This window comes from Kitasatospora sp. NPDC004615, from assembly GCF_042873545.1.
In the GTDB taxonomy this organism is placed as follows: Bacteria; Actinomycetota; Actinomycetes; order Streptomycetales; family Streptomycetaceae; genus Kitasatospora.
On the sequence record NZ_JBIALQ010000009.1, the window covers coordinates 289,905 to 303,169 of the forward strand.

A 13,265-nucleotide genomic window follows, 5' to 3' on the forward strand; every position below is an offset into this window, starting at 1 on the left:
ACGAGGGATGCGCACGGCAAGATCACGTTTCCTGGTGGCGGCGGTGGTGCTCGCGGCCGGGGTGCTCGCCACCGGCAGCGCCGACGGCGCGGGCGGGCCCGCCCCGCAGGCCGCGCCCCAGGCACCGGCAGCGGCCACCGACAGCTGCGATCCGACGGATTCGCTGCCGCCCCGTCAGACGGCCGGCGCGAAGATCGCCAAGATCCGCGAGCGCGGCACCCTGGTGGTCGGCGTCGACCAGAACAGCTACCACTGGGGCTTCCGCAACCCGCAGACCGGCCGGATCGAGGGCTTCGACCTCGACCTCGCGCACGCCATCGCCAAGTCGCTGCTCGGCGACCCGGACAAGGTCACCCTGAAGACCGTGCCCACCGCCCGCCGGGTCGAGGCGGTGAAGAACGGCGAGGTCGACCTGATCACCCGCACCATGACCATCACCTGCGAGCGCAAGAAGGACATCTCCTTCTCGGCGCCGTACTTCCGGGTCGCCCAGCGGGTGGTGGTGCCGAAGTCCGCGCACGCCAAGTCGCTGGCCGAGGCGCTGAAGGGCAAGCGGGCGTGCGTCGCGCAGACCTCCTCCTCGGAGGCCGAGCTGAAGCGCGACCCGCACGGCACCGTCTCGGTGCTCGCTCTGGAGAGCCAGCTGGACTGCCTGGTGCGGATGCAACTCGGCGAGGTGGACGCCACCTTGACGGACAGCGAGCTGGCCGCCGCGCAGGTCGCCCAGGACCCGCTGGTGGAGATGGTGGGCGAGCCGATCCTGCCCGCCTGGATGGGCGTGGCGATGAACCAGAACGACACCGATCTGATCGCGTGGGTCAACCAGGTGCTGGTCGACCGGCGGGCCGACGGCAGCTGGCAGGCGTCCTACGACCACTGGCTGCGCGACACCATGGGGGCCCCGGACCCGTACCTGCCGTGACCGTCCGGCGGGGGACCGGCGTCCGCCCCGGGGCGGACGTCGGGGAGACTTGCCGCCGACGGAGCGACGCCCCGTCACCACGAGCGTGCCCGAGAGGAGGAACCGCGATGGTCGGAGGGAACCGCCCGGTGATGAACCGTGAGCAGGTGGACCGCGCGCTGGCCCGGCTGGGCGCCGAGCGCGACGCGGTCGAGGCGGCGCTGCTGGCGCTCCAGGACCACCCCGGGCTGCGGCTGCTGACCGGCGCCGAACTGTCCGGGCGCACCCAGGAGCGCTGGGCGGTCGCCGAGGGCGGCATGGCGCTGCTGTGGGCGCTGTTCGACCGGTACGCGGAGGCGCTGGCCTCGGCCCGCGCCGTGCGCTCGCGCCGCACCCGGCCCACCGCCGCCGAACTCGCCGAGCTCGGCGAACTGCTCTCCGGCCGCGCCGTCACCGTCTCCGGCGGCCGCCTCCCCGAGGCGGCCGGTCAACTCGGCGCGCCCGCCCGGCTGGTGGAGCGGGTCACGCTCGCCGAGCTGCTGGAGCGGATGAACGCCTGGTACGCCGTGGTGGTCGAGGTGGTCAGCGCCGTCGACGCGGTGTGGTCGGCGCTGCCCGCCCGGATCGACCTGCTGCTCGCCGAACTCGGCCGGGTGCAGATGCTCGCGCTCTCCGTCGGAGTCCGCCCTGGCGGGCACCCGCTGGCCGACGACCTCGCGCAGCTGGCCGGGCAGTTGACGGCGCTGCGGGCCGAGGTGGTGGCCGACCCGCTGGCCCTGTGGCGGCCGTCCCGGGTGCCCGCGCAGCGCGGCCGCGCCGCCGAGGACGCCACCTGGGCCTCCCCCACCGGCGCCGTCGACACCTCCGGCTTCGACCGGATGGGCCGCGCCCTGGACGACGTCCGGGTCGAACTGGAGGCGCTGCTGCGGCTGCGCGACGAGTCCCACGAACGCCTCCAGCAGGTCGCCGACCTGCTCCAGCGCGCCGACCTGACGCTCGCCGAGGCGAGACGGGCCCGCGGCGAGGTGCTGGCGAAGATCGCCGCCACCGAGGTACCCGCCGTACCCGGCCCGGCGTCCGCGCTGCGCGAGGCGATCACCCAGGCCGTCGGCTACCAGCAGACCGGCCAGTGGCACCGGCTCGGCCCGCTGCTGGACGCCCTGGAGGACGCCGCCGACAAGGAACTCGGCCGGGCCCGGCAGGCCCTCACCGAGGTCGCCCAGCCGCTCGCCGTCCGGGCCGAACTGCGCGGCCGGCTGGAGGCGTACAAGGCGATGGCCGCCCGGCTCGGCCTGGCCGAGGACCCCGAAGTGGTCGAACGTTTCGAGAAGGCCCGCTGGCTGCTCTGGAGCGCCCCGTGCGACCTGCGGGCCGGCGCCGAGGCCGTCGCCCGCTTCCAGCACGCGCTGCGCGCCCCGGAGCGCCGGCCCGCACCACAGCTGGAACCCGCACCGCAGCTCGCGCCCGCACCGCAGCTCGCGCCCGCACCGCAGCTCGCGCCCGCACCGCAGCTCGCGCCCGCACCGCAGCTCGCGCCCGCGCCCGCGCCCGCGCCGCCGAGCGAGCCCGCACCGCAGGCCGAGCCCGCACCGCAGATCGAGGACAGTTCCAAGGGGGAGGAGACCGATGGCTGAGGCGTGTGCCCGTCCGGACTGCGACGGCGAGATCGACGGCGACGGCTACTGCACCGAGTGCGGTCTCGCCCCCGCCGCCGCCAGCTCCGCGTCCCCGGACCGGCCCTGCGGCCGCCCCGGCTGCGACGGCCGGATCGACGACGACGGCTACTGCACCGAGTGCGGCCTGGCACCCCCCACCGCCTCCGTCCCGGCCCCGCGCACGGCGTCCGGGCCCGTCTCCGCACCGGCCTCCGCCCCCGTCTCCGCGCAGGCCCCGCGCAAGGCTCCCGCTCCCGGCGAGCCGTGCGGCCGCCCCGACTGCGCGGGCACCATCGACCCCGACGGCTACTGCGACGACTGCGGCCTGGCCGCCGAACCCGCCACCGGCACGACCGGCACGACCGGCACCGGCACCGGCCGCGTCACCACCGAGTCCGGCGCCTCCACCTCCGCGTGGTCCGGCCCGGCCCCGACCTCCTCGGGTCGCTCGCGCCGCTCCGCCCGCACCGCCTCCGGCCGCTCGGTCTCGGTGCGCAGCTCCCGGGGCAGCAGCGGCAGCGGCCGGCGCGGCAACCTCGGCGCTGGCCTGGTCGCGGTGCCGCCGGTGCCGACCGCCGACCCGTCGAAGGCGGTGCTGACGGACCCGCAGGTACCGGAGAAGAAGCGGTTCTGCTCGCGCTGCGACCACCCGGTGGGCCGGGAGAAGAACGGTGTCCCGGGCCGCCCGGAGGGTTTCTGCACCAAGTGCGGCACCCCGTACTCGTTCACCCCGAAGCTGGTGCGCGGCGATCTGGTCGGCGGTCAGTACGAGGTGATGGGCTGTCTGGCGCACGGCGGCCTGGGCTGGATCTACCTGGCGGTGGACCGCCGGGTCAACGACCGCTGGGTGGTGCTCAAGGGCCTGCTGGACACCGGCGACGAGGACGCGCTGGCGGTGGCGATCGCCGAACGCCGCTTCCTGGCCGAGGTCGATCATCCGAACATCGTCCGGATCATCAACTTCGTCGAGCACCCGGACGCCCGCACCGCCGCCGCCGACGGCTACATCGTGATGGAGTACGTCGGCGGCAAGTCGCTGAAGGACATCGCCGGCGAGCGCCGCACCCCGGACGGCCGCCGCGAGCCGATGCCGGTCGAGCAGGCCGTCGCGTACGCGCTGGAGGCGCTGCCCGCGCTCGGCTACCTGCACGCCCGCGGGCTGGTGTACTGCGACTTCAAGCTTGACAACGTGATCCAGTCGGACGACACCCTCAAGCTGATCGACCTGGGCGCGGTCCGCCGGCACGACGACGACGGGCCGATCTACGGCACCGTCGGCTACCAGGCACCGGAGATCGCCACCGACGGCCCCTCCCCCGCCTCCGACCTGTACACGGTGGGCCGCACGCTGGCCGTGCTGACCTTCGACTTCCAGGGCTGGACCGGCCGCCGGCGGCACGAGCTGCCGGGCCCGGACGAGGTCGAGGTGTTCGCCCGCTACGAGTCCTTCCACCGCTTCCTGCTGCGCGCCACCGACCCGGACCCGGCCCGCCGGTTCGCCTCCGCCGAGGAGATGGCCGGGCAGCTCACCGGCGTGCTGCGCGAGGTGCTCAGCCTCCAGGACGGCCGGCCCCGGCCCGCCGTCTCCACCCTGTTCGGCCCGGAACTGCGCGTGGTGGACCCCGACTTCGGCGAGCAGCCGCCGGACCCCCGGGCCGCCGCGCTGGCGCTCCCCGCGCCGCTGGTCGACCCGGCCGACCCGAACGCCGGCTTCCTGTCCGCGCTGCCCGCCACCGACCCCGCCGAGGCCCTCACCGCCCTGCGCGCGGCCGGCGCCGACTCCGCGGAGCTGCGCCTGCGGGTGGTGCGCGCCCACCTGGAACTCGCCGACGACGACACCGCGGGCCAGGCGCTGGCCGCCCTGGAGGACGAACACCCCGGCGACTGGCGGGTGGTGTGGTATCGCGGGCTGGCCGCGCTCGCCGCAGGCCGGGCCGAGACCGCCGCCGAGTCCTTCGACGCCGTCTACGACGCGTTCCCGGGCGAGGCCGCACCCAAGCTGGCGCTCGCGGTCTGCGCCGAACTGCTCGACGACACCGAGGAGGCCGCCGCCCACTACGGGCTGGTCGGCGGCACCGACCGGTCGTTCGTCGGCGCCGCGTTCGGCCTGGCCCGGGTCCGGCTGCGGGCCGGCGACCGGCCCGGCGCGGTCGCCGCGCTGGAGTCGGTGCCGGAGAGCTCCACGCACCACACCGCGGCCCGGATCGGCGCCGTACGGGCCCGGCTGCGCGGCCGCGCCGCCACCGAGCCGCTGGCCGCCGAGCTCGCCGACAGCTCCACCCAGCTGACGGCCCTCGCGCTGGACGCCCGGCGGCGCGCCGAACTCGCCGCCGAAGTACTGGAGACCGCCCTGGAGTGGGTACTGGCCGGAGCCGAAGGGAAGCCCGCCACGCTGACCGTGCTGGGACATCCCGCCGCGGAACGGGAACTGCGGCTCGCCCTGGAACACTCCTACCGGGTGTTGGCACGGTTGACCGACCGTGCCGAGAAAAGGATCGAGTGGGTGGAACGGGCCAACCGGGCCCGCCCCCGGACGTGGGTGTGAACATGCCGCAGCAGACCGAGTGCCCGACCTGTGCCGAACCGCTGGGGCCCCAGGACGCCTTCTGCGGGGCCTGCGGCACTGCCCTGACCGGACCGCCGACCCTCCGCGACCTGCCGGTGGTACCCAGCTGCCCGAACTGCGGCTCCACCGAGCTCGCCGACGGCTGGTGCCAGCGCTGCGGGCACGCCCAGCCCCGCGAACGCGACCACCAGGAACACCAGGTGACGGGCGTCGCCGCGGTCTCCGACCGGGGCCTGCGCCACCACCGCAACGAGGACGCGTTCGGCGTCGCCACCACCGACGGCCCGGACGGCGCGCCCGCCGTGGTCGCCGTGGTCTGCGACGGCGTCTCCTCCTCGGCCCGCCCCGACGAGGCGTCCGCCACCGCCGTCACCGCCGCCACCGACTCGCTGCTCGCCGCGCTGGCGGCCGGCCGCGACCCCGGCCGGGCCATGCACGAGGCGATCGGCGCCGCCAACCGGGCCGTCACCGCGCTCGCCCACGACGGCACCCCCGCCGAACCGGGCCGCCACAACAACGCTCCCGCCTGTACCTACGTCAGCGCGGTCAGCACCGGCGGCCTGGTCACCATCGGCTGGGTCGGCGACACCCGCGCCTACTGGATCCCCGACGACCGCGAGTCCGCCGAGCCGTACCGCCTCACCGAGGACGACTCCTGGGCGGCCCGGATGGTCGCCGCCAGGCTGATGGACGAGGCCGAGGCCTACGCCGACCCGCGCGCCCACGCCATCACCGGCTGGCTCGGCGCCGACGCCGAGGACCTCGACCCGCACACCGTCAGCTTCACCCCGCACGTCCCCGGCGTGCTGCTGATCTGCACCGACGGCCTGTGGAACTACGCCGAGGCCGCCACCGACCTGGCGTTCTTCGTCCGCGCCGACGCCCGCGCCGAACCGCTGGCCGCCGCCCGCGAGCTGGTGCGGTTCGCGGTCGAGCGCGGCGGGCACGACAACATCACCGTCGCCGTGCTGCCGATCGACCCGCACGTCGCCCCGTCCACCCACGACGCCACCCTGGTCGACGTCCCGCTGCCGCGCGCCGCCGCCGACCCGGACACCGTGCCGCTGCGCCAGGCCGCCGAACCCGCGGTGAACTGACCGTCCCGACTCTCCGACAGGAGCCCCACGCATGGCCTCGTTGTCCAAGCCCGTCGCGCCGAGATTCGACGTCGACGTGTTCCAGAACGAGTACCTCGCGCAGGGCTCCCGGGAGGTCAACGCGATCGTCACCGTCACCGCGACCGGCGGTGGCACCTCCGGCGGGCGGCCGCTCGGCGCGGCCCCCGCCCCCGGGCCGGGCGCCGCCGTGGTGCTGGTGATCGACTGCTCCGGCTCGATGGAGCACCCGAACACCAAGATGCGGCACGCCCGGGAGGCCACCGCCGCCGCCATCGACACCCTGCGCGACGGCGTCGCGTTCGCCGTGGTGGCCGGCACCCACGAGGCCGTCGACGTCTTCCCCGGCAACGGCCGGCTCGCCGTCGTCGACCGGTACACCCGCGGCCACGCCAAGGAGGCGCTGCGCCGCCTCAAGCCGTCCGGCGGCACCGCGATCGGCACCTGGATCACCAAGGCCCGGCAGCTGTTCGACTCGCACCCGCAGGCGTCGATCCGGCACGCCGTCCTGCTCACCGACGGCCGCAACGAGCACGAGAAGCCCGCCGACCTGCAACGCGCCCTGGACGCGGCGACCGGCGCCTTCACCGCCGACTGCCGGGGCGTCGGCACCGACTGGGAGGTCGCCGAACTGCGGAAGATCTCCTCCGCGCTGCTCGGCACCGTCGACATCGTCGCCGAACCCTCCGGCCTCGCCGACGACTTCCGCGCCATGATGGCCACCGCCATGGGCAAGCAGGTCGCCGACGTGGCCCTGCGGGTGTGGACGCCCGCCAACGCCCAGGTGAAGTTCGTCAAGCAGGTCGCGCCCGCCGTCGAGGACCTCACCGAACGCCGCACCGAGGCCGGCCCTCGGGCGGGCGACTACCCGACCGGCTCGTGGGGCGACGAGTCCCGCGACTACCACGTGTGCGTCGAAGTCCCGGCCGCCGCCGTCGGCAACGAGATGCTGGCCGCCCGGATCAGCCTGGTCCTGCCACAGGCCGACGGCACCGCCGAGGTCCTCGGCCAGGGCCTGGTACGCGCCGTCTGGACCGACGACCTGGCCTCCTCGACCCGGATCAACGCCCAGGTCGCGCACTACACCGGACAGGCCGAACTCGCCGACTCCATCCGCGACGGCCTGGAGGCCCACCGGGCCGGCGACCTGGACCGCGCCACCGCCAAACTCGGCGCCGCCGTCCGCCTCGCCCACGCCGGCGGCAACGAGGGCACCCTCAAGCTGCTGCGGAAGGTGGTGGACGTCGTGGACGCCGGGGAGGGTACCGTTCGGTTCCGTAAGAACGTGAGCGAGGCCGACTCGATGACACTCGAGACCCGATCGACCAAGACCGTACGCGTGAAGAAGTGAGCCGGACACCGCCGGACCCGAACCTGCTGGAGTGTGGGGGACCTGATGCCGATCTGCCCTAGGGGACACGAGTCTCAGGCCGAGGACTGGTGCGACTACTGCGGATTCCCGATGACCCCGCCGCCCGGGCTGGCGATCCCCGGATTCCCGGCCGCACCGGCCCAGCCCGGCGGCCCCGGCGCGCCCGGCGCCGCGCCTGCCCCGCCGCAGGCCCCGTACGGCGGTGGCTTCCCGCCCGCCGGGCCGGGCAGCACCCCGCCGCGCGGCACCCCGGCCGGGGGCGGCGGCGGCTACTTCGAGCCGCGCCGCCCCGCCACCCCGGCGGGCGGCACGCCCACCGGGCCCGCCGCCGCCGGCGCACCCGGCGCACCCGGTGCCCCCGGCCCGTACGGCGCCCCGCCGCCGGCGGCCGCCACCTCGGCGCTGGCCACCTGCCCGATCTGCCGCACCCCGCAGACCGGCCGGTACTGCGAGGACTGCGGGTACGACTACAACCTGGCCGTCACGCCCCGCCCGCCGGGCGGTCCCGCCCCGGCCGGGCACCAGCCTCCGCCGCCCGCGCCGCAGCCCGCCGGCGGCCCGCACGGCCGCCCCGAGCCGGGCCGGGCGCCGCAGGGCGCGCCGTCCGCGCAGCACGGCTACGGCTTCCCGCCGCCCGCCGCGCCGCCGGCCGCGCCCGCCGGGTTCGAGCCGTCCGCGTTCGAGCCGGCTGCGCCCGCGCCCGGCTTCGAGCGGCCGACGCCGTTCGAGCGCCCGCAGCAGCCGTTCGAGCCGCAGAACCCGTACGAGCGGCCGGACTACGAGCGGTCCGACTACGAGCGGTCGGGCTACCAGCAGCCCGCGCCCGGCCCGGCCTCCGCGCCGCCGCCCGGCTACCCGGGCGCGCCCGCCGCACCGTCCGCGCCTGCCCACGGCGGGCCTGCTGCCGCGCCCGGCTTCGAGAAGCGCCCGCCGGCCGCCTTCCCCGACAGCGACTACGAGCGCCCGGGCCCGGTGTACGCCGAGCCCTCCGGCCCGCAGCCGGGGCAGCAGCAGCGTCCCCCGCAGAGCGGCGACGACTTCGGCACCTCGTTCCGGCTGACCCCGCCCGGGCAGCAGGGGCAGCCGGGTCAGCAGCAGGGCCAGCCGCCGGCCGCGCCGCAGCGCACCACCTGGTTCGCCGTGGTGGCCGCCGACCACGACTACTTCAGCGACATGATGACCCGCAGCGGCCCGGAGGCGGCCGGGCTGTTCTTCCCGCCGTACACCCAGGAGCGGCGGATCCCGCTGACCGGCCGGGGCCAGCTGCGGATCGGGCGGCGCAGCCAGCAGCGCGGCACCGTGCCGGAGATCGACCTGTCGGTCTCCCCGGAGGACCCGGGCGCCTCGCACCAGCACGCCCTGCTCGCCGAACAGCCGGACGGCAGCTGGGTGGTGGTCGACCAGGACTCCACCAACGGCACCACCCTCAACGGCGGCCCGGACACCCTGCCGCCGCACACCGCGATCCCGCTGAACGACGGCGACCGCATCCACATCGGTGCCTGGACCACCATCACGGTGCACCGGGCCTGACAGGCGGTCAGTTCGCTGACGATGCATCACCACCGGCCCGGCGGCGGGGCGTTCATCGCTTCCACCGCCGGGCCGGTGGCGTGTCCGGCCATCACCGAACGATCAAAATTCGTACAAGGGTGTTCGTGGGCACTGCCCGCACCCCCTACGCTCGCCCCATGACTGAAGCAATAACCGCGGATGGGATCCGGAAGCGGTACGGGGATGTCCAGGCTGTCGACGGAGTGTCCCTCTCCGTCAGCACTGGCGAGTTCTACGGTCTGCTCGGACCGAACGGGGCGGGCAAGACCACCACGCTGGAGATCCTGGAGGGCATCCGGGAGGCCGACGAGGGCCGGGTGGAGCTGCTCGGCCTGTCTCCGTGGCCGCGCAACAGCAAGCTGCTGCCGCGCATCGGAGTGCAGTTCCAGGCGTCGGCGTTCTTCAACAAGCTGACGGCGCGCGAGACCATCCGCACCTTCGCCTCCTTCTACGGCATCGGCCCGAAGGCGGCCGACGCGATGCTGGAGCGGGTCGGCCTGACCGAGTCGGCGGGCGCGCTGACCGACAAGATGTCCGGCGGCCAGGCCCAGCGCCTGTCCATCGCGTGCGCCCTGGTGCACGACCCGGAGCTGGTGTTCCTCGACGAGCCGACCACCGGCCTCGACCCGCAGGCCCGCCGCAACCTGTGGGACCTGCTGCGCGACATCAACGCCGAGGGCCGCACCGTCGTCCTCACCACCCACTACCTGGACGAGGCGGAGATCCTCTGCGACCGCGTCTCGGTGATGGACCACGGAAAGGTGCTGCGCACCGGCGCCCCCGCGGCGCTGGTCCGCGAGATCGACGACACCGTCCGGATCCGGGTGGAATCCGGAATGCTGACCGCCGACCGCGCCCGGGAACTGCTCACCGCCGCCGGCGCGGTGTTCAGCAACCTGGAGGACGACGGCATCACCCTGGCCCTGTCCACCGACGCGCCCGGGCCGGTGCTCTCCATGCTGGCCGAGGAGAACGCGCTGCGCGGCCTCGAGGTCCGCGGCGCCACCCTGGAGGACGTCTTCCTCCAGCTGACCGGACGGGAGTACCGGGCATGACCGCCACCGACCAGGCCCCCACCTCCCCCACCTCCCCCACCTCCCCCGCCTCCGACGGCGGGCGGGAGAAGGCCAACGCCTTCGTCGGACTGTCCCGGGTCATGCTGCTCGGCTTCGTCCGCGACAAGGGCACCCTGTTCTTCACGCTGGCCCTGCCGCTGATGTTCCTGGTGCTGTTCGGCGTCCTCTACAAGGGCGGCGGCACCTCGCACGTCAAGGTCGGCGAAGTCGGCCAGGTCAAGCTGCTGGACGCGCTGAAGGACCAGAAGGACGGCCCGCTGTCCGTCCTGGAGATCACCCCCTTCGCCGACGAGAACGAGGCCCTCGCCAAGGTCAAGAAGGGCGACCTCGACGGCCTGGTGACCGAGGGCCCCGACGGCAAGCTGGTGCTCCGCTTCAGCCAGGCCGACCAGGTCAAGTCCGGCACCGTGCAGGGCATCATGAACTCCCTGGTGCAGACCGCCAACCAGCAGGCCTCGCACGCCACCCCCGCCTTCACCCTGGACGCCACCAAGGTCGAGGACGACTCCACCAAGCCGATCCAGTACCTGACGCCCGGCCTGCTCGCCTACGCCATCTCCATGGGCGCGGTCTACGGCGCCTCGTTCACCCTGGTGACCTGGCGCAAGAAGCGGGTGCTGCGCCGCCTGCGGCTGGCGCCCATCTCGGCGGGCACCATCGTCGGCGCCCGGGTGCTGGTCAGCGTGATCGTGGCGCTCGCCCAGACCGCGCTGTTCCTCGCGGTCGCGCAGCTGGACTTCTTCGGCCTCAAGCTCACCGGCAACTGGTGGCTGGTGATCCCGCTGGTGATCTGCGGCACCCTGGCCTTCATGTCGCTCGGTCTGCTCACCGGCTCGCTGGCGAAGTCCGAGGAGTCGGCGAACGGCCTGAACCAGCTGATCATCCTGCCGATGTCCTTCCTCGGCGGCGCGTTCATCCCGCTGGACTTCGCGCCCGCCTGGCTGCAGGACGTCTCCAAGGCCCTGCCGCTGCGCTACCTGATCAACCCCGCCAAGTCGGTGCTCAGCCAGGGCGGCGGCATCGCCGAGGCCCTGCCCGGCATGGGCGTCCTGCTGGGCTTCACGGTGGTGCTGTCCGCCATCGCCTGGCGCTTCTTCAACTGGGACGACGCGTAGCCGTCCGCACCCGCCCCGCGACGGGGGCCGTACACCGAAAGTCCCGGTGTACGGCCCCCGTCGGCGTCTGCGACCATGGACGGGTGACTGACACCGGGCGCGACACCGTACACGAGGAGACCGTGCAGCCGACGACGGCGGAGGAGGAGGAACAGAGCTTCTATGACCGCGTCGGCGGCGAGCAGACCTTCCGCCGGCTGGTCCACCTCTTCTACCAGGGCGTCGCCCAGGACGAGTTGCTGCGCCCGATGTACCCGGAGGAGGACCTCGGCCCCGCCGAGGAGCGCTTCGCGCTGTTCCTCATGCAGTACTGGGGCGGCCCGCGCACCTACAGCGAGAACCGCGGCCACCCGCGCCTGCGGATGCGGCACGTCCCGTTCCAGGTCGACCGCGCCGCGCACGACGCCTGGCTGCGGAACATGCGCACCGCCCTCGACCAGCTCGCGCTGCCCGCCGAGGACGAGCGCGAGCTGTGGAACTACATGACGTACGCCGCCTCCGCGATGATCAACACCGCGGGCTGACGCCGCTCCTGGCTACCGCAGCGGGCTGAGACCCAGGCCCGCACCGGGGGCGCCGCCGGAACGCAGGGCGACCGAGCCGGCCGGGGCGTCCAGACGCAGCCAGGGGCCGGCCCGGAACGCGTGCAGCGGGGTGCCGGGCCGCAGGAACCCGATCGCGTGGGCGGCGTGCGCGGCCCGCAGCGGCAGGCCCTCGGCGGCGCCCAGCGGCCGGGACCAGATCTCGTCCGCCATCGCGTCCACCGTCTGCCGGCTCCGATGGTGCTCCGGCACCTCGGCGACGCGCTGCTTGAACTCGGCGACGGCGGTGCGCACTTCGTCCATCACCCGGTCGACCGGCGGCTGCCCGAGCGGCTGCCAGCCGGAGCGCGGCGGCAGCAGGCCCGCCCAGGACGGGCCGGTGACGGGGGCGGGCAGCGTCAGGTGGGCGCCCGGCTCGTCCACGGACTCCAGCAACTGCCCGGCGGAGACGGTCAGATCGGCCGCCGCCGGTTCACCGGCGAGCCGCACGGTACGCACCGCGAGCACCGCCGACCCGCCCAGCGGCAGCCGTCCGAACACCGCCAGCACGCCGCCGCCGTCCGCCCCCGGAACCGCCTGCAGCCGGACCGCGGCGGCCCGGTCGAAGCGGAGCAGCCGGCCCAGGAAGGCCACCAGGTCGGCGGCCTCGCCCTGGTCGGCGAGGTCGAGGCGGGGGTTCGCGGTCACGGGGGTTCAGCTCGATTCGTGAGTGCGGCGGTCTCGGTGCGACGTGGTCCGGGGCCGGTCAGACGGCGGCGGGCTGCTCGTCCATGAAGCGGCTGAGGAACTCCCGCTCCACGGGGCTGATCCGGCGCGGGCGGCCCTCGACGAGGTTGTAGGGGACGACCACGGTGGAGGCGGTGACGTAGACCGTCTCGGTGCCGTCCTCGGCGATGTCCTTGATCTCGTAGGAGACGGTCAGCGAGGCTCCGCCGATCTTCGTCACCCAGGTCTCGATGGTGACCGGCTCGGGGCGGTGCACCAGCGGCCGCTTGTAGTCGATCTCGTGGCGGGCCACCACGGACCCGCCCGCGAACTCCCCGGCGCCGGCCTCGGCGGCCTGGGTGAACATGAAGTCGATCCGGGCCTCCTCCAGGTAGCGCAGGAAGACCACGTTGTTGACGTGACCGAAGGCGTCCATGTCCGACCACCGCAGGGGGCAGGCGTAGATGTGGCGTGCCACGGTGTTCTCCTCACATCAGGTGGACCCGCAGGAAGCCTACGGGCCGCGGGGCCGCCCGCCCCCCCCCCGGGGGGGGGGGGCGGGGCGCCCGGGGGGGCCCCGGGGCGCCGCGGGGGGGGGGGCGCGGGGCCCCCCCGGGGGGGGGGTATGTATGGGGCGGCGGGGGGGGGGGGCCCCACAGCGCCC

General features: G+C 74.8%; 11 protein-coding genes. 9 read left to right on the top strand and 2 right to left on the bottom strand.

The annotated features are described in order from the left end of the window. Positions 1 to 7 precede the first annotated feature (7 nt). The 9 genes from ACFYS8_RS29425 (at position 8) to ACFYS8_RS29465 (ending at position 11,878) form a co-directional block, all read left to right on the top strand. A complete protein-coding gene (locus ACFYS8_RS29425) occupies positions 8 to 922 on the top strand; it encodes a glutamate ABC transporter substrate-binding protein (protein WP_387646573.1) in 915 nt (304 codons plus the stop codon). Between the two features lie 131 nt (positions 923 to 1,053). Then, positions 1,054 to 2,535 (top strand): hypothetical protein, encoded by a 1,482-nt coding sequence (locus ACFYS8_RS29430; protein WP_387646576.1) that lies wholly within the window; start codon positions 1,054 to 1,056, stop codon positions 2,533 to 2,535. Further along, complete coding sequence (locus tag ACFYS8_RS29435; RefSeq protein WP_387646579.1) at positions 2,528 to 5,101, top strand: tetratricopeptide repeat protein; 2,574 nt, start codon at positions 2,528 to 2,530, stop codon at positions 5,099 to 5,101. Before ACFYS8_RS29430 ends, ACFYS8_RS29435 begins: the two co-directional genes overlap by 8 nt. Before the next feature lie 2 nt (positions 5,102 to 5,103). Further along, positions 5,104 to 6,219 (top strand): PP2C family serine/threonine-protein phosphatase, encoded by a 1,116-nt coding sequence (locus ACFYS8_RS29440; RefSeq protein ID WP_387646581.1) that lies wholly within the window; start codon positions 5,104 to 5,106, stop codon positions 6,217 to 6,219. 31 nt (positions 6,220 to 6,250) lie between these two features. Continuing rightward, on the top strand, positions 6,251 to 7,588 hold the full coding sequence (locus tag ACFYS8_RS29445; protein WP_387646584.1) for a VWA domain-containing protein: 1,338 nt from the start codon (positions 6,251 to 6,253) through the stop codon (positions 7,586 to 7,588). Positions 7,589 to 7,699: 111 nt separating this feature from the next. After that, entirely contained in the window at positions 7,700 to 9,142 is a 1,443-nt protein-coding gene (locus ACFYS8_RS29450) for an FHA domain-containing protein (RefSeq protein ID WP_387646587.1), read from the top strand. 158 nt (positions 9,143 to 9,300) lie between these two features. Further along, on the top strand, positions 9,301 to 10,218 hold the full coding sequence (locus tag ACFYS8_RS29455) for an ABC transporter ATP-binding protein (protein WP_387646590.1): 918 nt from the start codon (positions 9,301 to 9,303) through the stop codon (positions 10,216 to 10,218). Next, a complete protein-coding gene (locus tag ACFYS8_RS29460) occupies positions 10,215 to 11,354 on the top strand; it encodes an ABC transporter permease (RefSeq protein WP_387646592.1) in 1,140 nt (379 codons plus the stop codon). The genes ACFYS8_RS29455 and ACFYS8_RS29460 overlap by 4 nt, the downstream gene beginning before the upstream one ends. A gap of 83 nt (positions 11,355 to 11,437) precedes the next feature. Further along, a complete protein-coding gene (locus tag ACFYS8_RS29465; RefSeq protein ID WP_387646595.1) occupies positions 11,438 to 11,878 on the top strand; it encodes a globin in 441 nt (146 codons plus the stop codon). Positions 11,879 to 11,890: 12 nt separating this feature from the next. Here the strand turns inward: ACFYS8_RS29465 and ACFYS8_RS29470 are convergent, their stop codons facing one another. Next, positions 11,891 to 12,583, bottom strand: a complete 693-nt coding sequence (locus tag ACFYS8_RS29470; RefSeq protein WP_387646598.1) for a hypothetical protein — start codon at positions 12,581 to 12,583, stop codon at positions 11,891 to 11,893. 58 nt (positions 12,584 to 12,641) lie between these two features. Further along, positions 12,642 to 13,079 carry an acyl-CoA thioesterase gene (locus tag ACFYS8_RS29475; protein ID WP_387646600.1) on the bottom strand — a complete coding sequence of 146 codons (438 nt, stop codon included), beginning with the start codon at positions 13,077 to 13,079 and terminating at the stop codon, positions 12,642 to 12,644. Positions 13,080 to 13,265 lie beyond the last annotated feature (186 nt).